Annotated in this window: 26 protein-coding genes; 13 read left to right on the forward strand and 13 right to left on the reverse strand. The window is 72.1% G+C overall.

Annotation, left to right across the window (positions count from 1 at the left end; genetic code table 11):
- The 6 genes from ITI46_RS04675 to ITI46_RS04700 all read left to right on the forward strand — a co-directional run.
- Nucleotides 1–260, forward strand: a 260-nt coding sequence (locus tag ITI46_RS04675; protein WP_209238090.1) for a nickel-dependent hydrogenase large subunit, incomplete at its 5' end; no start/stop codon positions are given.
- Nucleotides 253–822, forward strand: a complete 570-nt coding sequence (locus ITI46_RS04680; RefSeq protein ID WP_209238091.1) for a NifU-related iron-sulfur-binding protein — start codon at nucleotides 253–255, stop codon at nucleotides 820–822. The genes ITI46_RS04675 and ITI46_RS04680, both read left to right, overlap by 8 nt.
- Complete coding sequence (locus ITI46_RS04685; RefSeq protein ID WP_209238092.1) at nucleotides 819–1,424, forward strand: DUF5947 family protein; 606 nt, start codon at nucleotides 819–821, stop codon at nucleotides 1,422–1,424. The genes ITI46_RS04680 and ITI46_RS04685 overlap by 4 nt, the downstream gene beginning before the upstream one ends.
- 58 nt (nucleotides 1,425–1,482) lie before the next feature.
- On the forward strand, nucleotides 1,483–1,689 hold the full coding sequence (locus tag ITI46_RS04690; protein ID WP_209238093.1) for a hypothetical protein: 207 nt from the start codon (nucleotides 1,483–1,485) through the stop codon (nucleotides 1,687–1,689).
- A gap of 49 nt (nucleotides 1,690–1,738) precedes the next feature.
- Nucleotides 1,739–1,915, forward strand: a complete 177-nt coding sequence (locus tag ITI46_RS04695) for a hypothetical protein (protein WP_209238094.1) — start codon at nucleotides 1,739–1,741, stop codon at nucleotides 1,913–1,915.
- A gap of 111 nt (nucleotides 1,916–2,026) precedes the next feature.
- The gene (locus ITI46_RS04700; protein ID WP_209238095.1) at nucleotides 2,027–2,386 is read left to right on the forward strand and encodes an MDR/zinc-dependent alcohol dehydrogenase-like family protein; all 360 of its coding nucleotides are present in this window, start codon (nucleotides 2,027–2,029) and stop codon (nucleotides 2,384–2,386) included.
- 15 nt (nucleotides 2,387–2,401) lie between these two features.
- On the opposite strand, the gene ITI46_RS04705 is transcribed toward ITI46_RS04700, so the two are convergent.
- From ITI46_RS04705 to ITI46_RS04720, 4 genes are read right to left on the reverse strand one after another with little or no spacing between them, the layout of a single operon-like run.
- A complete protein-coding gene (locus ITI46_RS04705; protein WP_209238096.1) occupies nucleotides 2,402–3,187 on the reverse strand; it encodes an enoyl-CoA hydratase-related protein in 786 nt (261 codons plus the stop codon).
- A gap of 24 nt (nucleotides 3,188–3,211) precedes the next feature.
- Complete coding sequence (locus ITI46_RS04710) at nucleotides 3,212–5,329, reverse strand: acetate--CoA ligase family protein (protein ID WP_209238097.1); 2,118 nt, start codon at nucleotides 5,327–5,329, stop codon at nucleotides 3,212–3,214.
- Nucleotides 5,329–6,516 (reverse strand): acyl-CoA dehydrogenase family protein, encoded by a 1,188-nt coding sequence (locus ITI46_RS04715; protein WP_209238098.1) that lies wholly within the window; start codon nucleotides 6,514–6,516, stop codon nucleotides 5,329–5,331. Before ITI46_RS04715 ends, ITI46_RS04710 begins: the two co-directional genes overlap by 1 nt.
- A gap of 14 nt (nucleotides 6,517–6,530) precedes the next feature.
- Nucleotides 6,531–7,112: a thioesterase family protein gene (locus ITI46_RS04720; protein ID WP_209238099.1), complete on the reverse strand. Its 582-nt coding sequence runs from the start codon at nucleotides 7,110–7,112 to the stop codon at nucleotides 6,531–6,533.
- Between the two features lie 220 nt (nucleotides 7,113–7,332).
- Between ITI46_RS04720 and ITI46_RS04725 the strand changes: the two genes are divergently transcribed.
- Entirely contained in the window at nucleotides 7,333–8,169 is an 837-nt protein-coding gene (locus ITI46_RS04725) for an IclR family transcriptional regulator (RefSeq protein ID WP_209238100.1), read from the forward strand.
- Nucleotides 8,170–8,242: 73 nt separating this feature from the next.
- On the opposite strand, the gene ITI46_RS04730 is transcribed toward ITI46_RS04725, so the two are convergent.
- From ITI46_RS04730 to ITI46_RS04755, 6 genes are all read right to left on the reverse strand, one after another.
- Nucleotides 8,243–9,163, reverse strand: a complete 921-nt coding sequence (locus ITI46_RS04730) for a LysR family transcriptional regulator (protein WP_209238101.1) — start codon at nucleotides 9,161–9,163, stop codon at nucleotides 8,243–8,245.
- An 84-nt stretch (nucleotides 9,164–9,247) separates the two neighbouring features.
- Nucleotides 9,248–10,354: an FAD-binding oxidoreductase gene (locus ITI46_RS04735; protein ID WP_209238102.1), complete on the reverse strand. Its 1,107-nt coding sequence runs from the start codon at nucleotides 10,352–10,354 to the stop codon at nucleotides 9,248–9,250.
- The gene (locus tag ITI46_RS04740) at nucleotides 10,351–11,619 is read right to left on the reverse strand and encodes an aromatic ring-hydroxylating oxygenase subunit alpha (protein WP_307808058.1); all 1,269 of its coding nucleotides are present in this window, start codon (nucleotides 11,617–11,619) and stop codon (nucleotides 10,351–10,353) included. The genes ITI46_RS04735 and ITI46_RS04740 overlap by 4 nt, the downstream gene beginning before the upstream one ends.
- 46 nt (nucleotides 11,620–11,665) lie before the next feature.
- On the reverse strand, nucleotides 11,666–13,726 hold the full coding sequence (locus ITI46_RS04745; protein WP_209238103.1) for an NADH:flavin oxidoreductase: 2,061 nt from the start codon (nucleotides 13,724–13,726) through the stop codon (nucleotides 11,666–11,668).
- Nucleotides 13,727–14,033: 307 nt separating this feature from the next.
- Nucleotides 14,034–14,942: an aminoglycoside phosphotransferase family protein gene (locus tag ITI46_RS04750; RefSeq protein WP_209238104.1), complete on the reverse strand. Its 909-nt coding sequence runs from the start codon at nucleotides 14,940–14,942 to the stop codon at nucleotides 14,034–14,036.
- Nucleotides 14,943–15,045: 103 nt separating this feature from the next.
- Nucleotides 15,046–16,101, reverse strand: coding sequence for an ABC transporter substrate-binding protein (locus tag ITI46_RS04755; RefSeq protein WP_209238105.1), 1,056 nt, complete (start codon nucleotides 16,099–16,101; stop codon nucleotides 15,046–15,048).
- 164 nt (nucleotides 16,102–16,265) lie between these two features.
- On the opposite strand from ITI46_RS04755, the gene ITI46_RS04760 reads away from it, so the two are divergent.
- Nucleotides 16,266–17,777 (forward strand): hypothetical protein, encoded by a 1,512-nt coding sequence (locus tag ITI46_RS04760; RefSeq protein ID WP_247745479.1) that lies wholly within the window; start codon nucleotides 16,266–16,268, stop codon nucleotides 17,775–17,777.
- A gap of 10 nt (nucleotides 17,778–17,787) precedes the next feature.
- On the opposite strand, the gene ITI46_RS04765 is transcribed toward ITI46_RS04760, so the two are convergent.
- Nucleotides 17,788–18,435 carry a hypothetical protein gene (locus tag ITI46_RS04765; protein WP_209238106.1) on the reverse strand — a complete coding sequence of 216 codons (648 nt, stop codon included), beginning with the start codon at nucleotides 18,433–18,435 and terminating at the stop codon, nucleotides 17,788–17,790.
- Between the two features lie 251 nt (nucleotides 18,436–18,686).
- Between ITI46_RS04765 and ITI46_RS04770 the strand changes: the two genes are divergently transcribed.
- Both ITI46_RS04770 and ITI46_RS04775 read left to right on the forward strand, forming a co-directional pair.
- Nucleotides 18,687–19,610, forward strand: a complete 924-nt coding sequence (locus tag ITI46_RS04770) for an ATP-grasp domain-containing protein (protein ID WP_209238107.1) — start codon at nucleotides 18,687–18,689, stop codon at nucleotides 19,608–19,610.
- A complete protein-coding gene (locus ITI46_RS04775; RefSeq protein WP_209238108.1) occupies nucleotides 19,607–20,503 on the forward strand; it encodes an ATP-grasp domain-containing protein in 897 nt (298 codons plus the stop codon). Before ITI46_RS04770 ends, ITI46_RS04775 begins: the two co-directional genes overlap by 4 nt.
- A gap of 7 nt (nucleotides 20,504–20,510) precedes the next feature.
- Here the strand turns inward: ITI46_RS04775 and ITI46_RS04780 are convergent, their stop codons facing one another.
- The gene (locus ITI46_RS04780; RefSeq protein ID WP_209238109.1) at nucleotides 20,511–21,470 is read right to left on the reverse strand and encodes an EamA family transporter; all 960 of its coding nucleotides are present in this window, start codon (nucleotides 21,468–21,470) and stop codon (nucleotides 20,511–20,513) included.
- Nucleotides 21,471–21,539: 69 nt separating this feature from the next.
- Between ITI46_RS04780 and ITI46_RS04785 the strand changes: the two genes are divergently transcribed.
- The 3 genes from ITI46_RS04785 (at nucleotide 21,540) to ITI46_RS04795 (ending at nucleotide 24,950) form a co-directional block, all read left to right on the forward strand.
- Nucleotides 21,540–22,406, forward strand: coding sequence for a LysR family transcriptional regulator (locus tag ITI46_RS04785; protein ID WP_209238110.1), 867 nt, complete (start codon nucleotides 21,540–21,542; stop codon nucleotides 22,404–22,406).
- Nucleotides 22,407–22,496: 90 nt separating this feature from the next.
- The gene (locus ITI46_RS04790) at nucleotides 22,497–23,483 is read left to right on the forward strand and encodes an LLM class flavin-dependent oxidoreductase (protein ID WP_209238111.1); all 987 of its coding nucleotides are present in this window, start codon (nucleotides 22,497–22,499) and stop codon (nucleotides 23,481–23,483) included.
- A 108-nt stretch (nucleotides 23,484–23,591) separates the two neighbouring features.
- Nucleotides 23,592–24,950: a glucarate dehydratase family protein gene (locus ITI46_RS04795; RefSeq protein ID WP_209238112.1), complete on the forward strand. Its 1,359-nt coding sequence runs from the start codon at nucleotides 23,592–23,594 to the stop codon at nucleotides 24,948–24,950.
- A 42-nt stretch (nucleotides 24,951–24,992) separates the two neighbouring features.
- On the opposite strand, the gene ITI46_RS04800 is transcribed toward ITI46_RS04795, so the two are convergent.
- Entirely contained in the window at nucleotides 24,993–26,006 is a 1,014-nt protein-coding gene (locus ITI46_RS04800; protein ID WP_209238113.1) for an ArsR/SmtB family transcription factor, read from the reverse strand.
- Nucleotides 26,007–26,152: the final 146 nt, after the last annotated feature.

The following is a 26,152-nucleotide window of genomic DNA, read 5'->3' on the forward strand; positions in this document are numbered from 1 at the left end:
CGCCCACCCCCTGGAACGCCAGCCCCCAGGACAACTACGGCAACCTCGGCCCCTACGAGGACGCCGTGCAGGGCCAGCCGATCTTCGAGGAGAACGACCCGGACGACTTCAAGGGCGTCGACATCATGCGCACCGTCCGCAGCTTCGACCCCTGCCTCCCCTGCGGCGTCCACATGTACCTCGGCAAGGGCAGGGAGCTGCAGCAGACGCACTCCCCGATGTTCGGCGCGGGAGCCGGGACGGGAGCGGGACATGGGTGACGCTCCACGGCTGACCGACGCCGACGTCGAACAGCGCCTGGCCCGCCTCGACGAACTCCTCGCCCGTGTCGAGGGCTTGGCCGGACCGTCCGCCGACGCGGCACTGGAGGCCGTACGCGGGCTGACGGAGCTGTACGGCGAAGCGCTGGCGCGGGTCCGGGATCTGGCCGGCCCCGAACTGACCGCCCGGCTGACCGACGACCAGCTCGTGGGCCATCTGCTGGTGCTGCACGAACTGCACCCCGAGCCGGCCGAGCGCCGCGTCGCGGCCGCCGTCGACCGCATCGCGAAGGTGCTGCGCGAGCGCGGCGCCGCCGTCGAACTCGTGGGCGTCGACGGGTCGGTGGCCTCCGTGCGGCTCACCACCACGGGCTGCGGCTGCTCCGCTTCCGGCATCGAGGAAGCCGTACGCGAGGCGGTGCTGGCCGCCGCGCCCGAACTCTCCGACGTACGCCGGGTACCGGACGAACCGGCCGCCGCGTTCATCCCGCTGGAGTCGCTGCTGCCCGCCGCCGCTGCTCCTGCGGCGCCCAGCTGCGCACCGACCGCGGGGACGGCATGACCTCCGGCGCCCTCGCCCGCGTCATCCGCCAGGCCGCCGACCAGCCCGGTGGCCGGGGCGAGGACGCGGAACGCTGCGACCTGTGCGCGGCCCCCGTCCCCGCCGACCAGCACCGGCACCTGCTCGACACCGCAGCGGACCAGGTGCTGTGCGCCTGCCAACCGTGCTCGCTGCTGTTCGCGCGGGACGCCGCCAGCGAGGGGCACTACCGGCTGATTCCGCGCCGGCGCCTGCGCCTGGCCCCGGTGCCGACCGCGCCGCTGGGCGTTCCGGTCGGGCTCGCCTTCTTCGTGCCGCGCGCCGACGGCGGTGTACGCGCCCACTACCCCAGTCCGGCCGGGCCGACCCGGTGGGAGCCCGACCCCGAAGCGTGGCGCGAGACCGTGGCGCACTGCCCCGAACTGGCCACCTTGGCGGCGGACGTCGAAGCGCTGCTCGTCAACACCGTCCAGGGCCGCGAACAGCACTGGATCGTCCCGGTCGACGACTGCTTCCGCATGGTCGCCGTCGTACGCCGGGAGTGGCGGGGCCTCTCCGGCGGCAGCCGGGTATGGCCCGAGGTCGACCGGTTCTTCGCCGGACTGACCGAACGCCGGGACTGAGACGGAGGCCGAGGCAACAACGCGGCACCGTGGAGAACGAGGAGCGCGAGGAGGCGCCATGGGCAGCATCCGCGTCGGGAAACCCCACGTGAAACCGGACACCCCCACCCATGTGCGAGGCATGCACCAGGGCAACAAGGGTCTCTACAACCGCCAGCCGGGCCACCACAAGGACGGCACAGCAGATGCCCGGCGTTCGACCGGCATCCACTGGAAGAAGCACAACTCCCTCATGAAGATCATGCCTAGCATCCCGCCCGGCTGAGGGGCCCGGAAAGGAAGAAGCGAGGATCTCAGGAACCGAGGAGCGGCACATGAAGCAGCGACGGCACACCGGCCCCTGCACGGCCAAGCGCATCCTGACGGGCCAGATCGCGGCGATCGGCGTACTGGTCCTGGCGATGTTCCTCCGCGAACTCCCGGGCCTCGCCCGCGAGATCCGGATCTGGCGCATGATCGGCTTCCGCACGGGCTCCCGCCACCCCCGCTGAGGCGCTGCGGGCCGGTACGGGCAGGCTGACGCGCCCCGAAGGGGCGCGGGCTGTATTCATGTGCGGCTCCACCGCGATGGGGGTCCCCCCTGTTCGAGCGAAGCCGAGAACTTGGGGGAGTGCCCAGCCACGACGACACCCGCCGCCCGCACACTGCCACAGCCCGCGGCGCTCTGGGAGGGGATCCGCGCGCTGAAGCCCGCCGCGCGGGCCACCGTCGTCGGGCAGGCGGCACCCGGCGTCGACGGTCTGCCGCTGGCGCATCCGCAGCGCTGGGAGATCGATCTGGTCACGGCTTTCCGGCACACGCACGCCTTCCCCACGTCGCTGGACCTGGCGGCCACGGGCCAGGTAGACCTCGACGGGATCCTCACCGGCCGCTTCTCGCTGTCCGATACGGCCGACGCGCTACAGGCCCCGGCGAAGGACCCGGCCCACCTCAAGGTGGTGGTCCGGCCCTCGGCGGGGTGAGTACGCCGACCGCCCTCACGTCCCCGTCCACCGCGGTGCCCGCTTCCCGGCGAAGGCGCGCGGGCCCTCCCGGGCGTCGGCCGAGGCCAGCATGGTGCGGTACCGGGGCAGGCCGGTGCCGCGCATCAGGGCGTAGGCGTCCTCGACGGGGAGGTGCTCCGTCGCACGGAGCACCTCCTTCACGGCGGCCACCGCCAGGGGTGCGCCCTCGCGGAGGGTGTGTGCCAGGCGGAGGGCCCGCTCCACGGCGGTGCCGGGCTGCTCGGCGACCTGGTTGACCAGACCCCACCGGGCCGCCTCGGCCGCGTCCAGCCGCCGGCCGGTGAGCAGCAGCTCCGTCGCCACGGCGCGCGGCAGTCTGCGGGGCAGCCGCAGCACACCGCCCGAGTCGGCGATCATGCCGACCTTCACCTCGGGCAGGGCGAACTCCGCGTGCGCTTCGGCGACGATCAGGTCGGCGGCGAGGGCGAGTTCGAAGCCGCCGCCCAGTGCGAGCCCGTTCACCGCGGCGATCACCGGCTTGTCCAGGTCGAACAGCTCGGTCAGCCCCGCGAATCCGCCGGGGCCGTGGTCCGCGTCGATGGCCTCGCCTTCGGCTGCCGCCTTCAGGTCCCAGCCAGCGGAGAAGAACCGCTCCCCGGCACCGGTGACCACGGCGGCGCGCAGGGTGCCGTCGGTTCGCAGCCGGTCGAAGGCCGCGTACAGGGCGTGGCTCGTCGCGGCGTCGATGGCGTTGGCCTTCGGCCGGTCCAGCGTGATCAGCAGTACGCCGCTGTCCACGTCCAGCCGTACGGGGTCCATGGTGTTCCATACCTTTCTTCTCCGTCATTCCGGTGCGTCCGGGCGGTCCGCCCGCTGGGGGGCCAGGCGGCTGATCAGTACGTCCGCGGCGATCGCGCCCTGCCCTTCGGGCAGTACGAGCAGCGGGTTGACGTCCAGTTCGGTGACCTCGGGGTGATCCCGTACGTAGCCGGCGACGGACTGGACGGCGGCGACCGCGGCGGGTACGTCGCCGGCCGGGCGGCCCCGGAAGCCGCGCAGCAGCGGCCCGGCGCGCAGCGTGGCGAGAGCGGCTGCGATCTCCTCGTCGGTGGCGGGAAGCAGCAGTGTGGCGGTGTCCCGCACCAGTTCGACCAGTACGCCGCCCGCTCCCAGGGTCAGCGCCGGGCCGAAGGCCGGGTCGTGGTGCACGCCGACCAAGAGTTCGGCGACCGCGTCCGGCACCATCCGTTCGATCAGGAAGCTGTCGGCGAGCCCGGCCATGGCCGAGACGGCTTCCTCCACCGCTGTCTGGTCGGTCAGCCCCAGGTGCACGCCGCCCGCCTCGCTCTTGTGCGCCAGGTCGGCGGCGAGGGCCTTGGCCGCGACGGGGAAGCCGAGAGTCCGGGCGACCCGCGCGGCCTCGCGGGGTGCCGCAACGGCGCTGTCCGGTACGGGCAGGCCATATCCGGCCAGCTCCTGCTTTCCGGCGTACTCGTCCAGCAACTCGACGCGTCCGGTGCGCGGTTGCCGCACCGGCCCTGCCGGCGGCAGTGCCTGGTCCACCGTACGCCGAGCCGCGCCTATCCGGTGGGCCGCGGCGATGGCCCGTACGCCGTCGGCCAGCCCCTGGAGCGGGGCGATGCCCTGCGACAGCAGCTGCTGGGCGACAGGTTCGGGCACCCCTTCGGGCAGGGAGCCGACGACGCAGGCCGGGGCGCCGGTGCGGCGCTGTGCCGCCGCGTAGGCGTCCAGCGTGGTGGTCCAGGCGTCGGCTTCGCACCGGTCGGCGCGCGGCATGTCGAGCAGCAGGACGTTCAGGTCGCAGCCGGCGCCGAGGAGAGCGGTGAAGCACTCGCGCTGTGCGGCGAAGTCGCCCCAGATGTAGGTGTGGTAGTCGAGCGGGTTGCGGATGTGCACCTGGTCGCCCAGCACCTCGCGCAGCCGCGCCGCCGACCGCTGTGGGAGCGGCGGGAGTTCGAGCCCGTGCCGCTGCGCCGTGTCGGCCAGCAGGGCCGCCTCGCCGCCCGAGCAACTGGCCGAGGTGATCCGGGCACGTCCCGCCGGGTCCTGGCCGCCGGTCAGTGGTCCGTGGACGTGCAGCAGCTTCAGTGTCTCCACAAAGGTGCCGATCTCCGGCACCCGGGCGACTCCGGTGCGGCGGAACAGCGCTTCGCACAGCTCGTCCGGCCCGGCGAGGGAGCTGGTGTGGCTCATGGCCGTCTGCGCGCCCAGCGTCGAGGTGCCGGTCTTCAGCGCCACCACGGGCACTCCGCGCCGCAGTGCGGACAGTGCGGCGCGGGCGAGCGCGGCGGGGTCCGCGATCCCTTCGAGGTGCAGTCCGATGGCGGTCACCCGCGGGTCCTCCAGCAGCGCCTCGATCAGCTGCGGGGTGTCGGTGACCGCGCTGTTCCCGGCGGTGATCAGGTAGGCGAGCGGGAGGGCGCGGCGCTGCATGGTGAGGTTCTGGCCGATGTTGCCGCTCTGGGTGATGACGGCGACGCCGCTGTCCGTACGGGCGCCGCCGTGCTGGTCGGCCCAGAGTGCGGTGCCGTCCAGGTAGTTGAGGACGCCGAGGCAGTTGGGGCCGATCACCGGCATGTCACCGGCGGCGGTGCGCAGCGCGTCCTCCAGCGCGGCGCCGCCCGGGCCGTCCTCGGCGAAACCGGACGCGTGGCACACCGCCCCTCCCGCCCCGCGCCGGGCGAGTGCGGCGAGGACGTCCACCGTGGCCCGGGCGGGTACGGCGAGGAACGCGGCGTCCGGCGCCGCGGGGAGCTCGCCCGTGCTGAGGTGGCACGGCAGCCCTTCGATGTGGTCGCGGCGCGGGTGGACTGGCCACAGTTCGCCCTCGTAGCCGACGGCCCGGCACTGGCGTACGACGCGGGCAGCTGTCGCGCCGCCGTACACGGCGATATGGCGGGGCGCCAGCAGGCGCTTCAGTGGGTGGGCGCCTGCCGTCATCAGGCGCCCAGGGGACGCAGCAGGGAGCGGGAGATGATGTGCCGCTGGATCTCGCTGGTGCCGTCCCAGATGCGCTCGACGCGGGCGTCGCGCCAGTAGCGTTCGATGGGCAGTTCGGCCATCAGTCCCATGCCGCCGAAGGTCTGGAGCGCCTGGTCGGTGATGCGGCCCAGGGCTTCGGAGGCGTACAGCTTGGCCATGGCCGCGTCGCGGTCGGTCATGGTGCCCCCGTCCTGCTTCCAGGCGGCGCGCAGGGTCAGCAGCTCGGCGGCCTCCAGTTCGGTGGCCAGGTCCGCGAGCGGGAAGCTCACGCCCTGGAACCGGCCGACGGGCTGCCCGAACTGCTCGCGTTCGGCGGCCCAGTCGAGGGTGAGATCCAGGACGCGGCGGGCGCGGCCGACGCTGGTCGCGGCGACCTGGAGCCGGCTGGCACCAAGCCACTCCCCCATGAGCGCGAACCCGCGGCCCTCCTCGCCCAGCCGCTGCCCGGCCGGGAGCCTGACGTCGGTGAAGGTCAGCTCGCACTGGTGGTAGCCGCGGTGCGAGACGCAGCCCGAGCCGCGCCGCACCTCGACGCCGGGTGCGTCGAGGTCCACCAGGAACGCGGTGATGAGGTTCTTGGTGCCGCGCGCCGTCTCCTCGGTGCCGGTAGCGGCGAACACGATGGCGAAGTCGGCCATGTCGGCGTGTGAGATGAAGTGCTTGCTGCCGTTGAGCACGTAGCAGTCGCTGCCGCAGGCGCCGCCGTCGCCGCCGCTTTCGCGTACGGCCCGTGTCCGCATGGAGCGCACGTCGGAGCCGGCGCCCGGCTCGGTCATGGCGAGACAGTCGTGCCGCTCGCCGCGGACCGCGGGCAGCAGGTAGCGGGTGCGCTGTTCGCCCTCGCACGCCTGAAGGATGTTGCTGGGGCGGGCGACGAGCATCTGGAGGGCGAAGCTGGTCTTTCCCAGCTCCCGCTCGACGAGGGTCATGCTGACGGCGTCGAGTCCGCCACCGCCGATCTCCTCGGGCATGTTCGCCGCGTACAGGCCGGCACCGAGCGCCTTCTCGCGGATGGTGCGGGCCAGTTCCGGCGGTACGTCGTCCAGCCGCTCGACCTCGTCGGCGTGCGGGTCCAGTTCGGTCCGCACGAACTTGCCGACGGTCTCCGCGATCATGCGCTGCTCGTCGGTGAGCTCGAAGTCCATGGTTTCCCTCTCCCTCACCTGGTGGTCGGCCGGCGGACCGCCCGGCTGCGGTCGCCGGGTATGCCCATCGGCCTGCCGACCGTCTCGGGCACGGGCAGTGCGTCGTGCGCGGTCTGGATCGCGCCGAGCCGGCGCAGGAGTTCACCCGGGAGCGGGCAGGCGCGGGCCTGCCCCGTGTCGACGTGCAGCAGCATCTGTTCGGCCGTGGCGAGCAGGGTGCCGTCGGCGCCGTGCCGCGTCTCGTGGAAGAGGTGCACACGCTTGGTGTCGTGGTCGAGCAGCTGCAGCGTGAGCCTGAGCGGTTCCCCCTCAGCGGCCTCGCGCTTGTTGTGCAGATGCGTCTCGACCGTGTAGAGCGACCCGCCGTTCGCCCGGTACTCCTCGTCGATGCCGAGGTAGCGGAAGAACGCGTCGGAGTTGTCGCCGAAGACGCGCAGATAGCACGACTCGCTCATGTGCCCGTTGTAGTCCACCCATTCCGGCCGTACCGGAGTGCTGTGCAGCGCCAGCGGCGCCGGCACGGGCGCCGCGTCGTCCCACGGCCGGTGGCCCGTCCCCTCGTACGGGGTGACCACTCGTGCTGGATTCTCTGCCATCTGCCCACCCGGAGATCGCCGTCGTTGGTCGGCTGCCGCCCTGCACGGGGTAGCATAATGTGCGGTGGCGGCTCGTATTACGCGACGCTACGGGTGGCGTTTCGGGCGCGTCAAGGGGACAGCGGGCGTCCACGAGAGCCCCGCGCGGTGCGCGTAACGGCCCCCCTGCGGTGCGGGACTACGCTTCGCGGAGCGGACGGAAGAGAGCGGAGGCACGGAGATGAACGCGGCGCACGCGCCGGACGCGCTGGAAGCCCCGGACGGGCAGGACACCCCTGACGGGCAGGGCGGCGCACGGCAGGGCGGGGGCCGGGTGCAGGCCCTGGAGCGGGCCATCGCGCTGCTCAACGCCGTCTCGGCGAGCGCGCCCGAGGGCCGTCCCGTCGCCGAACTCGCCGCGGAGTGCGGACTGAACCGGGCCACGGCCTGGCGGCTGCTGGCCACCCTGGAACATCACGCGATGGTGGAGCGCGACCCGGCCGGCAACCGGTACACCATCGGATCCGCGATCAGCCGGCTGGCCTCGACCGCGGGCGTGGAGGGGCTGATCCGCCGCTCCCACGATGTGCTGGAGCGACTGTGCCGGGAAACCGGCGAGACCGCGAACCTCGCGGTGGCCCGGCGGCTGGGACTCACCTACGTCGACGAGGTGGTACCGCCCGCGGTGCTCAGCGCCCGCTGGCTCGGCCGGCAGGTGCCGATCCACGCCACCTCCGCGGGCAAGGCGCTGCTGGCCTGGCAGACGCCCGGGGAGGTCGAGGCCCTGCTCTCCGGTCCGCTGGCCGAGTACACCGAGACGACCCGCACCGACCGGGAGGCCCTGCACGCCGAACTCGCCAAGGTGCGCGCGCAGGGCTACAGCGTCAGCGTCGGCGAACTCGAACCGCAGCTGTACGGGGTCGCCGCTCCGGTACTGGACAGGGGCGACCATCCCGTCGCCGTCGTCAGCGTGTGGGGGCCACGGGACCGCGTCCCCGAATCCCGCTTCGCCGAACTGGGCGCCCGGGCCCGGCAGGCGGCCCAGGAAATCCGCGAACGCCTCACGCCCGGGGCGTGAGGCCCGGGTTACGCCCGGGGCGTGAGGCCCGGGTTACGCCTGGGGCGTGGACGCCCGGGGGTCGCGCTGTCCGTCACCGCCCCCGCTTCGGCAGCAGCTCCTCCGCGGTCGCGGTGATGGTCTCCAGGGCGCGCGTGAGGGTGGGTATCCCGCGGGCGCCGCGCCGAGTGACGGACATGATGCGACGGGCCGGGGCCGGTTCGCCGTGCAACGGGAGGCGCGCCACCGGCGCGTCCCCGCGCAGCTGGGCCAGCCGCGGTACGAGGATCACCCCGAAACCGTGGGCGACGAGCGCGGTACCGGTGTCCCACTCGTCCGCGTAATGGGCAATGTGCGGGGTGAAGCCCGCGCTCATGCAGGCGGCCAGCACCAACTGGTGGTAGGTCGTGCCGGGGTTGCCGAGGATCCACGGCTCCCGCGCAGCGTCGGCCAGCGTCACCCGCTGCTGCCGGGTGAGGGGGTGGTCACACGGAACGACCAGATCCAGCGGGTCGTCCAGCAGCGGTTGCTGGTCGAAGCGGTTGTCGGTCATGGGCGGTGAATCCGCGGTGACCACCAGCATCGCGAGATCGGCCTCATCGGAGAGCAGCAGGTCGAAGCAGCGGTCGGGTTCGGCTTCGATGATCCGGACCGTCAGCTGCGGGTGGGCGTCGCGGAGTCCGGCCGCGGCGGGTGGCAAGAGCCGGCTGGCCGCGGTGGAGAACCCGCACAGCGTGAGCCTGCCGGTGGGCTCGGTTCCCACGGCCGCCAACTCGCCCCGGGCGAGCTCCCACTGCTCCTGTAGGCGCTCCGCGTGCTGCAGCAGTACGCGGGCCGCGTTCGTCAGCCGGATGCCGCGGCCCTGCTGGACCACCAGTTCCGCGCCCACCTCGGCGGCCAGCTGGCGCAATTGGTAGGAGACGGCGGAGGGCGTGTAGTGCAGCACCCGCGCCGCGGCCGTCACGGTGCCGTGTTCGGCGACCATCTGCAGGATCCGGAGCCGAGGGTCGATCATGCAATCAGCTTGCACGGTCCGCTGCGGGATCGAGCTGAGCCGGCGTCGGCCTGGGGGTTGCCGCACTGGCGGCCACCTGCCTGCTCAGGCATCGATGACCAGATCTTCCAGGGGAGTTGAGCAGCACAGGAGGATCTTGTGCTGCGCGGCGTCCCGGGGGCTGATGCCGCCGTTGTGCCGCATGTCGACCGATCCCTTCTCCAGGGTGGTCACGCACGAGCCGCACATGCCCTGACCGCAGGCGGAAGGAAGGGTGATACCCGCGCGTGCCGCGGCCTCCAACACCGGTGTGCCGACGTCGCACTCGATAGTCGTCCCGCTGCGCGAGAGTTGCACCGCGAACTTCCCCGCCCCGCCCGAGTCCGCCGACGAGTCGGCCGAGGTAGGGGCGGGGTGCGGGGCCTCGAAGGTCTCCTGGTGGTGGCGGTCCTGCGGGTGCCCTGCCGTGCACAGCAGCCGACGAACGGCCTGCATATAGCCCGGCGGCCCGCAGCTGAACACTTCCCGGCGGCGCAGGTCGGGGGCAATCTGCCGCAGCAAGCCGAGGGTGAGACGGCCGCGGTAACCGCGCCACCGCTCCGTTTCCCCGTCGTCCTCGCAGATATGAGTGACCCGGAGACTCGGCGCGGTCGCCGCGATCAGCTCCAGCTCCTGCCGGTAGGGGATGTCGTCGGGGGTGCGGGCGCTGTGAACGAAGACCACGTCCGCCGGGGACGCCAGGTCGTACAGGGTCCTGGTCATGGACATCAGGGGCGTGATCCCGCTGCCGCCGGAGAGGAAGAGGTAGCCGGGCGACGGGTGCCGGGTCAGCGAGAACCGGCCGAACGGACCTCGGGCGCGAACCGTCCGGCCCGGAGCCAGCCGGTCGTGCAGCCAGTTCGAGACCCGCCCCCCGGGGACGCGTTTCACGGTGATCGCGGCGACGTGCGGGCGGGTCGGCGGGGAGGAGAGGGTGTAGCAGCGGCTGAGCTGCCGGCCGTCGATCTCGAAGGTGAACACGAGGTGCTGGCCCGGCTCATGGCGGAAGAGAGCGGGCTCGGCCGGTTCGAAGACGAAGGTCTTCATAGCGCGGGTGACGCTGTGGACGCTCGTGCAGACCAGCGTGTGGTCCGTCGCACCGTCCTGTTCGCGGAGCGCGGTCAGCAGCCGCAGCGCTTCAGGGGCCACCGGAAGGGTGCGCACGCCGGTCATCGCTGCAGTTCCTCGCGCAGTCGGGCGATGTACCAGGCGCAGAACGCCTCGACCTGGTATTCCGTCGGCGCGTACGGACCCGGCTCGTACGCCGGACTGGAGACGCCCTGCTGGGCGCGGGCGACGAGCCGGGCGTCCTGCTCGTTCGTCGCCGTCCAGACCCTCAGCAGCGTGTCCGGGTCGTAGTCCACGCCCTCGGTGGCGTCCTGGTGCACGAGCCAGGTGGTGCGCAGCAATGTCTTGTCCGGGGCGAGAGGGAGGACCCCGAAGGTGATCGCGTGGTCCCCGAGGACGTGGAACCAGGAGTTGGGCTGCATGTGCAGAGCCAGATGTCCGAGCCGTGGCGTGGCCAGGTCGCCGAGCAGGCGGCAGCAAGCGGCTGCGCCGTCGGGGGTGAAGGACTCCCCGGCCAGGTCGAGGGCGTCGCGCTGGATGCGGAACCCGGTGGGGCGGATGTGCAGCTCCTCGATGAGCGCGTACGGCAGATCCAGCCTCTCGTACGTCTCGCGCATCTCCGCGTCGGCCCGCAGATAGCGTTCGTGCGCCGGACGCAGCTGTGCGGGCACGTTGTCCTCGGTGTAGCCGTAGGTGGGGAAGAACGTGCGCAGCAGCTCGGGGTGCCCGTCGCAGTGGTAGCACTCCCGGTTGTTCTCCATCACGAGTTTCCAGTTGCCGTCCTCGACCAGGTCGGTGCGGGCCGCCACCTTGGCCCGGCGCAGCTGGTGCGGACGCAGGTAGGGCTCGATACGGGCGGCGACCTCGGCGAAGTCGGCCGGGGGTTCCTCGGCGAGACAGACGAACACCAGGCCGCCGACGCTGCGGACGTGTACGGTCCTGAGGCCGAAGCAGCCGGGGTCAAAGTCCGCGGGCTGCGAGGGGGCGTGCAGGAGTGTGCCGTCCGTTCCGTACGTCCACTTGTGGTAGCCGCAGACCAGGTTGCCCGTCGAACCGCCTCCCGGGTCCAGGATGCGGGCGCCTCGGTGCCGGCAGACGTTGTGGAACGCCCGGAGGGTGTCGTCGTCGCGCAGGACGATGACCGAGTAAGGCCCGATCTCCACCGTGGTGCAGTCGCCCGGCTCGGGCAGCTCGGCGTCCACGGCGACGAAGAGCCATTGGCGGGCGAAGACCGCCTCGATGTCGACGTCGAAGAACTCCCGGTCGGTGTAGAAGGGGCCTTCCAGGCTGCGTCCGGTGGCCCGTCGCGCCACCGCGTCCCGTACCCGGGCTCGGGCCTGGGGCGGTATGGCGCTTCCCAGTGGTGTCACGTTCGTCTCCTCTCGGGCTTGCTCGCGATCACATCGGCGGACACGGTCACATCGGCAAGCACAGCCGCAGCGCTTCGAGCACCGCGGCGTGGATGTTGCGGCTGGTGACGGCGTCGCCGAGCCTGAACAGCTGGTAACGGCCCCGCGGGTTGCCGGCGTCCGGCTGTGGTTCCCCGGCCAGCAGCGCGCGGTGGTCCAGCCGGCCGAGGTTGCCGGACCCGGGCAGCAGTTCCCAGTAGAGATCGGCGTTGGGCAGCGTTCCGTGCTCGACCACGACGTGATCCACGAGGCGTTCCGTCTCCTTGGCCGCGTACTCGCTGCGCAGAGTCGCGCTCAGTTGCCCGTCCTTCCTGCGGCGTACGGACAGCAGCCGGTGCGCCGGCGTGGTGCCGACCTCGTGCTCGGCGAAGATCTTCAGATAGGCGGGCGCGTTCATGCTGCCAACGTCGGGCGCGAGCGTGCGCTCCGGCGTCACGTACTCGATCACGACGCCGCCCCGGCCCGCGTTCTGACGGGCCAGCACCTCCACGGCGTCCAGGGCCGGGCAGCCACCGTTGTCGTCGTAGACCAGCACCCGTCCGCGTGGCCGCAGAGCCCCGCTGAGCACATCCCAGGTGTCGGCCACGAGGTCGGCGCCCTGCGCGAGAAAGGAGGGGTCGGGCAGTCCACCCGTGGCGACGAGGACGACGTCGGGGCGCTCCGCGAGCACGTCCTCCGCCTCGGCGAACACCCCGCACCGCAGATCGACACCGAGCACCTCGCACTCGTGGACACGCCAGTCGACGATGCCCAGGAGATCCCGTCTGCGGCTGTTCGAGGCGGCCATGCGGATCTGCCCGCCGGGCAGGTCCGCTGCCTCGTACAGCACGACGTCGTGTCCGCGTTCGCCCAGCACCCGGGCCGCTTCGAGCCCCGCGGGCCCGGCGCCGACGACCACGGCCTTCTTCCGCTCGGGCGCTCGCTCGACGGTGTGGGGCAGGCGCAGCTCTCGCCCTGTGGCGGCGTTGTGGATGCACTTGGTGTCACCGGAGTCGTAGATCGCGTCCAGGCAGTAACTGGCTCCGACACATGGCCGGATGCGGTCCTCGTCTCCGGCGGCGACTTTCGCCACGAGATGCGGATCGGCGATCTGGGCCCTGGTCATGCCAACCAGGTCGAGCATCCCTTCCCGTACGGCATGCCGCGCGGTCGCGACATCGGCGATGCGGCCGGCGTGCATCACTGGCACGTCCAGCCGGCGTCTGACCTCCGCCGTGAACTCCAGGAACGGTGCCGAGGGCGTACCCATGGACGGAATCGCCCGCGCCAGGGATGCGTCACTCTCGATCGATCCCTTGATGGTGCTGACGAAATCGATGCCGTCCTCGATATAGCACCGGGCTGCCACCAGCGCCTCGTCGAAGGTCAGTCCGTCCGGCCGGTCCTCGTCCATCATCATGCGGATACCGACCACGAATTCGGACCCGGCGGCGGACCGGATCGCGCGGATCACCCGGCGCGGAAAGGCCATACGGTTCGCGAGGGTGCCGCCGAATGCGTCGGTCCGGCGGTTTGTCGTCGGAGAGAGGAAGCTGTCGAAGAAGTGCCCGTAGGACTGGATCTCTATGCCGTCGAGACCGCCTTCCTCGCAGCGTGCGGCGGCGTCGGCGTAATCCCGCACGATGCGGTCCAGATCCCACGGCTCGGCCGCCTTGGGAAAGGCCCGGTGGGCGGGTTCCCGCAACGGGGAGGCCGACAGGACGGGCAGCCAGTCGCCCGCGTAGTTGCTGGTGCGCCGTCCCAGGTGGGTGATCTGGCACATGACCGCGGCCCCGGCAGCGTGCACATCGTCGGCCAGCCGGCGGAGCCAGGGCACCACGTCGTCGCGGTAGAGCAGCAGATTACCGAAGGACGGCGGGCTGTCGGGTGACACGACCGCCGAACCGCCGATCATCGTCAGTCCGACCCCGCCGCGAGCCTTTTCCAGGTGGTACATCCGATAGCGGTCACGGGGCAGACCTTTTTCCCCGAAAGCCGGTTCGTGTGAGGTACTGACCACCCTGTTGCGCAGGGTGAGGCTCTTTATCGAAAAGGGCTGGAGCAAGGGATCCGTCACTCGGGCAGGCATGGCGCTCCTCAGGATCCGTCGGGACAGGCAGAGGGGAATTCCGGCGCAACGGGGGGGAACACGAACTCACCCCGAGCGGTACACCCCAGCGTGGAGTCCCCCGGTCCCGCGCACAATCAAGCGAATTCGCAGGGAACCGTACGAACCGCCTGCACGATCGACAGGCGCCGCCCCACTTCCCCGCACGGCCGCCGTCTGCTAGGGCTCGCCCGGCGGGGCCTGCCTGCCCGGCATGGCTGCCGCGCTTGGAGGGGGCAACGTGCGCGGCAACGCGCGGGTGCGGGCCGCCAGCAGTGGGGCCAAGGCGTCAGCAGGCTCCGGTCTCCCTCAGCACCGCCCTGATCACGTGCCGGGCGTTGCGCGCCATCGACGGGTTGGTTCCTCGGTGGTACGGCAGCGCGATCAGGGCCTGCGAGAGGGTGCGTGCCCGGCCGCGGGCCCACGTCGCGTCGTCCACGTCGAGTGCCCGGCGGAAGGCTTCTCTCGCCTCGGGCGGCAGCAGATTCCAGGCGGGGAACAGATCGCAGGCCGGATCGCCCGTTCCCAGGCACCCGAAGTCGATCACCGAGGTCAGCCTGCCGCCCTCCACCAGCAGATTGCCCGGCATCAGGTCGGCGTGCAGCCAGACCGGCGGCGCGTCCTGGCCCGGGGCCCGCAGTGCGTCCTCCCATACGGCGGTCGCGGCATCGCAGTCGACGTCTTCCTGCGGGACACCCCGCAGTTCCTCGATCGCGGCGCGCGTCTCGGCGTTGAGCGAGGCGAGGGGTCCGCCGCGGTGGGCCACCGGCGCCCCCGGCAGGGTGATGCTCCGCATCGCCGTCACGAACCCGGCGAGATCCCGGGCCAGCAGTACAGGTTCGCGCAACGCCCCCGCCTCGGGGTTCTCCCCCGGCAGCCACCGGTACACCGACCACGGCCACGGGTACCCCTCGGCGGGTGCCCCGGCCCCGAGCAGTTCGGGGACTGCGGTGGGCAGTTGAGGGGCGAGCCGGGGCAGCCACTCCTGCTCCCTCGAGACATCCTCGGCCCCGCCCTTCGCCAACGGCAGCCGTACGGTCATGTCGTCGCCCAGCCGGTATATGGCGTTGACCGTCCCGCCGGACGGAACCCGCCGCACCGCCAGTCCGACCCACTGCGGGAACTGCCCGGCGACCAGGCGCCGCACGAGACCGTCGCCGGTGCGGTGCCGGCCGGGGTGCGGCTGCTCTGTGCTCATGAGCGCCATCCGACCGCCGTACGCAGGGCAGCGTCAAACACTTTTGCGGCCCGCCGGTCGGCGGCCGTCCTGGTCGACCCGTGTGTGCGGGGCCCTCGGGGGACTACATGACCAGGTAACCCCTCAAGTCGTCGAGGACCTTGTCGGCGGCGGTCACGCCGAGACCCAGATACCAGGTCTCGTCCTTCACGTCCTTCGCCTGCCCCTTCTTGACGGCCCGCAGGTTCTTCCACAGGGGGCTGTCCTGCGCCTTGGCCCGGTCGGTCGCCTTCGGGTCGCCGTAGGCGCCGGTGAAGATCCAGTCCGCGTCGGCCTCGTCTATCCGCTCGGAGCTGATTTCGGTTGCGAGGTCGTTGACTTGCTGGTTCTTCGGCCGGGGCAGGCCCACGTCGTGGAGGATGGTGCCGATGAACGACGCCTTCGCGTACAGCCGGATCATGCCGGGCATGTAGCGGACCATCGAGACGGTGGGCTTGTCGTCCCCGAGGTCGTCGCCGAGCTTCTCGGCCTTTTTCTCGTACGCGCCGAGCTCGGCCTTCGCCTGCTTCGTACGGTCGAGAGCCGCGGCGTTCAGCAGGAAGTTCTCCTTCCAGGTGAAGCCGGGCCTGATGGAGAAGACCGTCGGTGCGATGGCCGAGAGCTGTTTGTACTTGTCGGCGGCGCGGAGCTGGCTGCCGAGAATCAGATCGGGCTTGAGCTCGGCGATGGCCTCGAGGTTGAGATTGTTGATGGTGCCGACGCTCTTCGGGTGGCCCGCCTGCTTCTTGAGGTAGCTGGGGATGGCGTTGTCGCCCTCGGTGGGCGCGAGGCCGACCGGCTTGACCCCGAGGGAGACGGCGTTGTCGAACTCCCCGACGTCCAGCACGACCACGCGCCGGGGCGGCTTCTTGATCTGCGTCTTGCCCATGGCGTGGGTGATGGTGCGCGGGAACTGCCCCGGCTCGGCGTCCGTACCGAACGCGGCTGTCTTCTTGGCCGCGCCGGCGAAGTCCTCTCCGCCCTGCGCCACCTTCTCCTTCGACTTGCCCTTGCCGCCGGACGAGCCGCCGGAGCCGTCGGACGCGCCGCAGGCGGACAGTGCGAGCGCGAGCGCGAGGGCGACAGGGAGGGCGACGGCTGCGGCAGTGCGCTGTCTGCGGCGGCCAGGGCGTATCGACATGCGGTGCTCCGGAACTCGGGGGCTACTACTTAGGTGAACCTTACTTCGTCTCCCGGTCACTGCGGCACACGCGCTCTTCGCTGCCCCGGTCGTCACGACCACCGCCGGCCTCAGGACCGGGCCAGTGGGCTGCTGAGCCGCTGCCCTCGTTAGGGTGCGGCCGTATGACCGATCCCGCGCTGGAAGTGCTGCGCACCCGCCCGGAGCTGGCGGAACTGGCCGCGTTCCCCTTCGGCTTCGACCTGAGCCGGGCGTATCACCTCGAAGAGGTGCACCTGGCCTCGGGTGCGTCGCTGGAGCCGATCGCCGGTGACGACACGGGCGGCACGTACTTCCTGTGCGGCGGAACGGCCGTGCTGCACGCGTCCTGCGACGGGTACGCCTCGCTGGTCGCGGACAGCGTCGGTGAGGCGCTGGAGATGCTCATCAGGCTGCCATGGTGGTGCGAGGACGTCTCCGCGGAGATGAGCGAGGAGGAACTGATGGCCGCTGTCCGCGCGGCGGACGACGGGATACGGGAGGAACTGGCCCCCGAACTGGACGAGCTGGAGGCGCAGCGGACGGCGTTGCTCAGCGGTCTGGGTCTGCCGGACCGGCCCCTTGCCGAGCTCGCGGCCATGTCGGATGCCGCCACCCGGCGTACCGAACCGGACCATGTGCTGCTCAACTCCCGGGAGTTGCTGGCGTACCGGCTGGAGGAGCCCTTCCGGCAGCCGCTGCACGAGATCGTCCTCGGGCCGGGCCGGGAGGTGCTGGAGCGGATGCGCTCGGGCGATTCCGATGCTCGGTCCGGGGCCGGCGCATGGGCGGAGTCGGCCGACGACCCGGTGCTGCGCGCGGGGGTGCTGCGGGCGGCGCAGTTCGACCGCCGGGCAGGCGACCTGCCGCTGCTGCGCTTTCTGCTGGAACGCGAGTGCGCCCAGCGGACGGAGTGGTACGAGGAGCGGCGGCTGGCCGCGATGCTGGTGGCCCTGCACGGGCAGGAGCGGGACGTGCCGCTGCTGCGGTCGGCCACCGCAGGGCAGGTCACCGACAGCGCATCGGCCGTGCGTTGGGCCCACGCCCAGGAGGGGAAGCGGCACGGGCGCGAGGTGGCCGCGGAGAGCGAGTTCACCTGGATCGAACTGGCCCGCCGACAGGGGCGCGTCGAGCACGCACGGGTCGCCCTCATCCGCATGCTGGACGACACGGGCCCGGACGCGGAGCGGCTCCGCGAGCTGAGCCGGGCGCTGGAGCGTATCGGCGACCACGCCCAGGCGGCCCGCGCCCAGTCCCACCTCCTCTCGCTCCAGGACACAGCATGGGAGCGGGCCTCGGAGGCGTACGCACTGGCCAGGCTGGAGCGCGGCAAGGGCGACCTGACAGCAGCGGCGCGGGCGCTGGAGGCGGCGCGAGCCGCGGTCGGAGCCGGTGGCACCGATGGCACAGCGGGATCCGTGCCGGACGAGACGGTCTCCGAGTGGCACCGCCGGGGGCTCGGCAGGCTGATCACCGAGCAGCATCTGGAGCTGACGCTGGCCGCTGCCGGGGCAGGCGACAGTGAGCTGGCCCGGACCACGATGACGCACGCGAGGCTGCTGCTCGACACGATCGGCAAGGAGTCGGCGAAGGCGCTCAGCAAGCTGTCCACACGGGCGAAATGGGCGGTGGCCGCCCTCCCACGGGCCGGCCGCTGACGCCGCTGGACTACCCCCTCCGCCGACGCTGCCCCGCGTAGAACGTCGCCGCGGCGATCAGCGCGGTGAGACCAGTCGTGACCCCGAGAGTGATCTCCGTGGTGTTCCGCTGGTCGGGGCCGTCGGGCAGCCGCGGGTCGAGCAGACCGAGCGGATCTTTGCGGATCTCGACGCGGTCGCCCTTCTCGGCCTGCCCGAAGCAGTTCTCCTGCTGCGACACCTCGTACGTCTCGTGGTCGCCGCCCGTCTCCTCGACGGTGCAGAACATGTCCGGGCCGCGGCGGTTGTGCTGGTCGGTCACCTCGGTCACCACGGCAGCGACCGGATCGCCCACGGTCTTCATATAGACCTCGTACACCGCGGGGCCGGCGAAGAGCATCAGCGCGAAGCCGGCGAACGCCACGAGCGTCGCGGCACCCGCGCGGTGCCAGAGACCGCCGATCAGACACGCGGCGGACGCGACCACCGCCAGCATGAGCACCACGCCGAGCCAGAGCAGCCACTGGCCGATCCCCGCGCCCAGGATCATCGAGGCGGGGAGGACCACGGCCCACAGCAGCGAGCTGAGGGACTTCCGTGCCCCCGATACCGGTGGCTGCTGCCGAGACTCGAGAGCTGTGGCCATGCCGCCTGCCACTGTCGTCCTGTCCCCGCCCATGTTTTCTCTCCTGTTGCAGCCCGCCGAGGGATCGCCGCGGATACGGTAGCCACCGCCCTCACGCCGCTGCCCCACACCCCCGCTTTTCCCGCTGTTCCCGGGGCGCCGCCCACCACTGTGGTGCCGTCGGCCTGCCGGCTGCGGGGCGGTGACTGTTCGCCAGACGCCGGGATGGATCATGCAGTTCGGATGTCAGCAGCACGCCGGACAGCTTTCCGGGGCGTCCGGTGCATGGAGAGGGGCGGCAACGTATGAGGCTCTGCTTCCTGGTGGAGGAGCAATACCGCTACGACGGTATGCCCAGGGAAGTGATTCACCGGCTCAGAGCCTGGGGGCATGGTGTGGACGTGCTCCGGCCCGGCAGCTCGCTGATACGGGTCTCCGAGGACATCCGGGCGGGCAGTCACGACGCCTGGGTGCTCAAGACGGTCTCCGGCGGCCCTGGTCTGACGCTGCTGGAGGCGGCGGCCTCTGCGGGGCTGGTCACGGTCAACGACGCGCGCTCGATCCGCGGCGTCCGGGACAAGGCGCTCGCCTCGGCCGTCGGCCGGAGCCGCGGCCTGCCCGTTCCCGTCACCTACGCTGCGCCGCGGCCGGATCTGTTCGCTGAGCTGCCGGGCGCGGCGTTCCCGCTGGTCGTCAAGCCGGCCGAGGGGAGCGCGGGCAGGGGCGTGCGGCTGGTGTCGTCGCCGGAGCTGCTGCCGCAGCTGAGCGGCGAACTGGCCGGGGAGGGGGTGCTGATAGCCCAGCCGTACGTGCCCAACTCCGGCCTGGATCTGAAGGTCTACAGCGTCGGCGGTGAACTGTTCGCCACCCAGCGGTGTTCCCCGCTGCACCCCGAGCTGTCGGCCCCCGAGGAGCGTGTGCCGCTGAGCGCCGAGATCGCCGATCTGGTGGCCGAGACGGGAGACGTCTACGGGCTCGACCTGTACGGCGTGGACGTGCTGCTCGGGCCGGACGGCCCTGTGGTCGTCGACGTGAACGACTTCCCGAGCTTCCGGCAGGTGCCCGACGCGGTGACGCGGGTGGCGCACACGATCCTCGACCTGGCGCATTCCGGGCCCACCGAACCGCCTCCGCCGCCGGCTGCCGCTCCCCGGCCCGCGTCCGCCGGCTCGGCGCAGGCCGCCAGGGTTCCGGTGCAGGCCACCGCGGCGGCCGGTGACGTCCGGTGAGGGTCGCACTGATCACCTCCCGGCCCGGCCATCCGCTCCTGTCCGCCACCACCGCGCTGCTGAGTCCGCACCACCAGGTGGAGGTGATCGATCCGGAGGCCTCGGACGGCCCGGCCCCGTACGCCGAAGTGCCCGGCGGCCCGCTTGCCGACGTCCACCTGCTGAAAGCCCGCACGCCGCGCGCGATCGCGCTGGCCCGCGCTCTGGAGCACCGGGGCGGGGTGGTGCTCAACTCGGCCGCCGCGACCGAACTGTGCCAGGACCGTACGGAGATGGCCGCGCTGGCGCGCCGGGCCGGGCTGCCGTTCGCACGGACCCGCACCGTGGGCGCGCTGCGGCAACTCGCCGGGACGCGGCTTGCCCGCCCGGTCGTCGTCAAGAGCCGGCACAGCCGGCGCGGAGACCTGGTCGCCCGCGTCGACGGCGCGGAGGACCTGCGAGCTCTGTGTGCCGTGTGGGCTGCCGAGCCGGTGGTGGTCCAGCCGTTCACGGCGAACGACGGCTGGGACCGGAAGGTCTGGGTCATTGCGGGGCAGCTCTTCGCAGCGCTGCGCCGCTCGGAGCTGGCCGGCGCCGAGCGCGGTCCGGCCGTGCCGCTCGGCCCCGACGACGTTCCCGAGGGGTGGTACGAGCTGGCCCGGAAGGTCGGGTCGGTCTTCCGTCTGGACGTGTACGGCCTCGACCTCATCGAAACCGCCGACGGACCACTGATCGTGGACATCAACGCGTTTCCGGGAGCACGGGGGCAGGCGGGAGCGCCTCAGGCCCTCGCCGAACTCGTTCTGCGCAAAGGCGCCGCCGTCCAAGCCCTAGCCCAAGCCCAAGCCGCCCAAGGCGCCGCCGGCCAAGCCGCAGCCGGGCACGCCGCAGCCCCGCCAGCCACGGCCCCGTAAGCCCCTCTCACTCGCGTTTCCGGGCCGCTTCCCCCGTCCGTACGGCACCCGCGCTGGCGGCCACCACCAGGGCGATCGCGAGGCACTGCGGGAGGGAGAGCGTCTGGCCGAGGACCAGGAAGCCGGCCAGCGCAGCGATGGCCGGGGCCAGGCTCATCAGCACCGCGAAGGTGGGCGCCGGCAGCCGGCGCAGGGCCAGCAGTTCCAGGGAGTAGGGCACTCCAGAGGACAGCAGGGCCACGGCCAGCCCGAGCCCCAGCACGCCCGGCTGGAGCAGCGTCGTGCCCGCGGAGCCGATCCCGAGCGGCAGGCTCATCAGCGCGGCCACGCTCATCGCCACGGCCAGCCCTTCGAGCCGGGGAAAGCGGGCCCCGGCGCGCGCGTTGCAGACGATGTACGCGGCCCACATCGCTCCGGCCCCCAGCGCGAACCCGGCACCGGCCAGGCTGAGTTCGCCGAAGCCGCTCTGTCCGAGCAGGAAGACGCCCACGAGCGCGAGCCCGGCCCACACCAGACTCAGCGCGCGACGCGCCACGACGACGGACAGCAGCAGCGGGCCGAGGACTTCCAGGGTCACCGCGGGGCCCAGCGGAATCCGGTCTATCGCTTGGTAGAAGAGGATGTTCATGCCGCCGAGCGCGACCCCGAAGGCGACAGCGACGGCCCAGTCCGTACGGCTGTGGCCGCGCAGCCGGGGACGGGAGACGATCAGCAGCAGCACCGCCGCGATCGCCACGCGCAGAGCCACCACGCCGAGCGCGCCGGCGCGGGGGAAGAGCAGTGCGGCCACGGCGGAGCCGAACTGCACCGAGAGGGAGCCGGCCAGCACCAGTCCGATGCCGCCGAGGCTGCCGGGTCCTGCGGGTGCGGTCACCGTACGGAGCGGGGAGCGGCCGGCCGCCGCGGTGCCGGGCACTGGTGCGGACTGCGCGCCCGGCGTCGGTGTCTGTGAGGACGGGTTCGTCATGTGCCTCACGCTATGAAGTCCGCCGCGCGGCGTGAAATGCCTATTGAAGCGCGATTATGCTTCGTAGGCATGACCATGGAGCTCCGTCACCTGCGGGCCTTCCTCGCCATCGCCGAGGAGGGCACCATCACGCGCGCCGCGGCCCGGCTGCACATCGGTCAGCCCGCCCTCTCCCGTACGCTGCGCCAGCTGGAGGGCCATCTCGGCGTCCGCCTGGTCGACCGCTCCACACACCATTTGGAGCTCACCGCCGCCGGCCGCCGCTTCGGCGACAAGGCCGCCGCCGCGCTGGCCGCTGTGGAGACGGCCTTCGACCCGAACTCACTGGCGGCCCTGCCGCTGCGGCTCGGGCACCCCTGGGCCGCGCTCGGAGACCTGACCGTCCCGCTGCTGCGCCGCTGGGACGCGGAGTACCCCGAGGTGCCGCTGGAGCTGCGCCGGGTGGACGACCGTACGGCCGGGCTCACCCGGGGCAAGGTCGACGCCGCGCTGCTGCGCGGCGAGGTGACGGCACCCGGCCTGGTCACGGAGTTGCTGCTGGAGGAGGAGCGAGTGGCGGTGGTACCCGCCGACAGCAGCCTCGCGGAGCGCGGTTCCCTCACGCTCGCGGACCTCACCGAGTGGCCGATCGCGCTGAACACCGTCGCGGGCACCACGACGCTCGACCTGTGGCCCGCGGCTGTGCGTCCGACGACGACCATCGAGGTCGTCAACACGGACGAGTGGCTGACGGCCATCGCCGTGGGCCGCGCCGTGGGGATCTCGACGACGGCCACGCCCCGCCTGCACACCCACCCCACGATCGCCTACCGTCCGCTGACCGACGCCCCGCCGGTGCCGCTGTTCCTGGCCTGGCGCCGCGGCACCCCGGCCCACCCGGCGCTCCCTCAACTGCTCCGGCTGGCCCGCGAGGTGGCGACCGCGCCGAGCCCTTGATGGGGCGCCGGCCCCTTGAGGAGGGGACCGGCCGCTTCGAGGAGAGGGAACCGCCCCCGTCGGCCACTCATGATCTCTATGCTGAGGGACATGGTGGACATACCTCTTTCGGCACTGGAAGTCGCGGTCGTCCAAGCGGGCGCCCAAGTCGCGGACACCTTGCGGGACACCGCGGCGTTCGCACAGGAGATGGAACGGCTGGGCTACCACCGGATCTGGTACGCCGAGCACCACCACTCGCCCGCGATCGGCGCCTTCCCTCCCGTCGTACTGATCGCCCACGCCGCCGCTTCGACCTCGGCGATCCGCCTCGGCTCCGGCGGAGTGCTGGCCCCCAACCACGCGCCGCTGATGCTGGCGGAGCAGTTCGGCACGCTGGCCGCCCTGCACCCCGACCGCGTCGACCTGGGCATCGGCCGCGGCCCCGGCACCTTCGACGAGACCATCGCGCGGGCACTGCGCCGCGGAGCCGGTCCTACGACGGACGCGGAGTACCGGGACGACGTGTCCGCCGCCCTGTCGTTCCTGGTGGACGAGGTCGCGCTGGGCCCGCTGCCGGAGCCGTGGCTGCTGGCCTCCTCCACCGCGGGGGCCACGCTCGCCGCCGAGCTCGGCCTGCCGGTCGCCGTCGCCCATCACATCCGGCCGGACAACACCCACGCGGTCCTCGAGAGATACCGGGCGGCGTTCAGCCCGTCCCGCTGGTGCGAGCAGCCACGGGTGCTGGTGTGCGTGGAGACGGTGTGCGCCGAGACGGAGGAAGAGGCCGCCTGGCTGGCCGGGCCGATGGACGTCGTCAAGGCCGGACTCCTCAAGGGAGCCAGCGAGGTCCCCTTCCCCACGCCCGAGCAGGCGGCAGCTCACCCCTTCACCGCCGAGGAGCGGCAGGCCCTTGCGGGCTTCCGCGCCCAGCAGGCCACCGGGAGGCCGGAGACCGTCGTGCACCGGCTGGCTCAACTCGCCGACGAGACCGGGGCGGACGAGCTGATGCTGACCACGCCCGTCTACGGCCTCGGCGAGCGCGTTCGCTCCTATGAGCTCGTCAAGAAGTATGCGGAGGCCGCCGCCGCGGGCTAGAGCGGGTTCGGCGGGGCGTCTCTCCGGTGGCGGATGGATGGTTGACGACCTTCGTTCACAACTCTAATCTCCGTCTCCATACATAGACGTCATCCATATGGGGAGACGATGACCCCGACACCGAGACCGACTCCGACGCCGGCCGCGGCGTCCGGACCGCGCCGGACGCCGCGGGCCGGCTCGCTCGTCATCAGCGAGGTGCGGCTCACCCCGATCCTGGTGGCCGACCCTCCGCTGCTGAACACCCAGGGCGTGCACCAGCCGTACACCCCGCGCCTGATCATCGAGGTGGTCACTGCGGACGGCGTGACCGGAGTCGGCGAGACGTACGGGGACACCAAATACCTGGAGCTCGCGCAGCCGCTGGCGGGCAAGCTGGCCGGACACAGGATCACGGAGCTGAACGGACTCTCCGCGCTGGCCGAGGAGGTCGCGGTCAACGCGGCGCGGGTCGAGAACTCGGTGGACGTCGGCGGGCTGCGCGGCGTGCAGACGGCGGACAAGCTGCGGCTCTCGGTGGTCTCCGGCTTCGAGGTGGCCTGCCTGGACGCCTGGGGCAAGACGGCGGGTCTGCCGGTGCACGCGCTGCTGGGCGGCAAAGTGCGCGACCGCGTGGAGTACAGCGCCTATCTCTTCTACCGCTGGAAGGAGCACCCCCGCGCGGCGGGCGGCCAGGCGGACGACTGGGGCGCTGCGGCCGACCCGGCGGGCGTGGTGGCCCAGGCCGAACGCTTCGCCGAGACCTACGGCTTCACCTCTTTCAAGCTCAAGGGCGGCGTCTTCGAGCCCGACCAGGAGATCGCCGCGATCCGCGCCCTGGCCGAGCGGTTCCCGGGCCGGCCGCTGCGGCTGGACCCCAACGGCGCCTGGTCCGTGCCCACCTCGCTGCATGTGGCCACGGAGCTGCGGGGCGTTCTGGAGTATCTGGAGGACCCCACCAGCGGTACGGCCCGGATGGCCGAGGTCGCCGCGGAGGCCGGTGTTCCGCTGGCCACCAACATGTGTGTGACCACCTTCGGCGAGATCCGCGAGGCGTTCACCAAGGACGCCGTGCAGGTCGTCCTCTCCGACCACCACTACTGGGGCGGGCTGCGCAACACCCGTGAACTCGCCGCCGTCTGCCGTGCGTTCGGCGTCGGCCTGTCCATGCACTCCAACACCCACCTGGGCATCAGCCTCGCCGCGATGACCCACGTCGCGGCCACCGTGCCGAACCTCGACTACGCCTGCGACAGCCACTACCCCTGGCAGACCGAGGACGTCATCACCGAGCGGCTCGCCTTCCGCGACGGCTGCCTCGACGTCACCGACACCCCCGGGCTCGGAGTCGAGCTCGACCCCGCCAAGCTCGCGCCGCTGCACCAGCGGTGGCTGGACGACGACGGGACGATGCGGGACCGGGACGACGCCGCCGCGATGCGCGTGGCCGACCCCGGCTGGACCACGCCCCGCACCCCGCGCTGGTAGCCCCTGCCACCCCACACCCGCGCTCCGTCCCCTCCCCGGCCGTCAGCAGCCCTCGGCTGCCTTGTGGTTGCTCGAGGGGCGGCCGGGCGGCGACCGGCGCTGGTGGACCAGCAGGCTGCCCAGTTCGGTACGCCGGTGCAGTACGGCCCGTCCGGCGCGGGCCGTACTGATCAGGCCCGCGCCGCGCAGTGCGGCGGTGTGCGCCGAAGCGGTGGCGTTGCTGACGCCCAGCCGCCGGGCGAGTCCGCTGGTGGTGTGCTCGTCCGCGAGAAGAAGCAGCGCCTCCAGGCGGGTCCGGCCGAGCACTTCGGCCAGCGCGCCGTCCGAGCGGCCTGCCGCCGACACCGGAAGCGGCAGGCCGGGACCCGCCGGATATGTCACATGCAGCGGACCGCCGGGCAGGTCGGCGACGACGGGATGGCGGGTCAGGTGGAAGGTTGGCAGCAGGACCACTCCCCGCCCGCCGAGTGCGATGTCGTGCGCGCCGGGCGCTTCGAGGTGCCAGACGCCGTCCGTCAGACGGCTTCCGGGAACGAGCGCGGCGAGGGCGGCGCCGATGCCGCGTTCGGCAACGGTCGCGGCGTAACGGACGAACTCCTGGTGGTGCAGGTCCTGTACCAAGGGCCACACGGGGCGCAGCACCGTCTCGAAGGCGGTGTGCTGGGCGCGGCTCAGCAGCTGCCAAGCGTCGGCGTCGCCCCGGTGGAGGCGGTGGATCCATCTCGGGGGCGGTGACGGGTGCTTGGCGTGGACGCGCTCCAGTTCGGAACGGACCAGCTCGGGGCGGGAGGCCCGGACGGACTCCAGGCCGTCCTTCAGGTCATCGCTGAATATGTCGATGAACGCGGGAGCTTCCCCCGCCGGCACGAGGTCGGCGAACGGCGCGGCGGCCGGCGGCAGGGCATGGAAGAGCCGCCGTCTCCAGCGCCCGAGGAGCACGGCGTGGTCCCGGCCGCACAGAGTGCTCATGGCCGCGTTGAGTTCCTGGAGCGGGGCCGGACGGGACGCGAACCGGACGCGGGCGAGGTCTTCAGCGGTGAAACAGATCCGGGTCACTACTCTCCCCCACGGTGCCGCGCCATCGTTTCGGCGAGGGCCTGAACCATGGCTGCCCTCCGTGCCGGACGCCAGCATTCAGGGCATGTTCTCGTCTTCCGCTTCTTCCCGCCCCTCGTCCTTCACTGTAGACCGGCGGTCGCTCG

Source organism: Streptomyces oryzae, from assembly GCF_017676365.1.
GTDB lineage: Bacteria > Actinomycetota > Actinomycetes > Streptomycetales > Streptomycetaceae > Streptomyces > Streptomyces oryzae.